This is a genomic window from Mycobacterium sp. UM_Kg27 (assembly GCF_000972905.1).
Lineage (GTDB): Bacteria > Actinomycetota > Actinomycetes > Mycobacteriales > Mycobacteriaceae > Mycobacterium.
In genome coordinates this window covers 1-483 of record NZ_JRMM01000327.1, presented here as the reverse complement: position 1 = coordinate 483, position 483 = coordinate 1, and the positions used below count along the sequence as shown (strand labels likewise).

Here is a 483-nt window from a genome sequence, read left to right as displayed (position 1 = left end):
ACGGTGAGGACGCGATCCTGGCCGGTGCAGACGGTACGGACGCCGGCAACGGCGGCAACGGTGGTGCCGGTGGCCTTGGTGGTAACGCGGGCGCCGGTGGTGCCGGTGGTTGGATCGGTTCCTCGGGTGCCACCGGCGCCGCGGGTGCCGGTGGCAATGGTGGTGCCGCGGGTGCCGGTGGTAACGGTGGCGCCGGTGCTGACGGCGACGGCGCGAACCTTGATGGTGGCGCGGGTGGCGCTGGTGGTAACGCCGGTACCGCTGGTGCCGGTGCTGGTAGCGGTAGTGCGGGTGCGGCGGCGACCACGGGTGGTAACGGTGGTCGCGGTGGTGACGGTGCCGACGCGGTCGTTGCTGGTGGCGCCGGTGGTAACGGTGGCGCTGGTGGTGCCGCCGGAAACTTGGGCAATGGTGGCGCGGGCGGTAACGGTGGCGCCGGCGCGGCGGGCACCGCCGGTGAGACCGACATCAACGGTGATGGCA

At 72.7% G+C, this 483-nt stretch carries 1 protein-coding gene; it reads left to right on the top strand.

Annotation, left to right across the window (positions count from 1 at the left end):
* Positions 1-483: hypothetical protein (locus LI94_RS24170; protein WP_192831025.1), on the top strand; the 483-nt coding region annotated here is incomplete at both ends.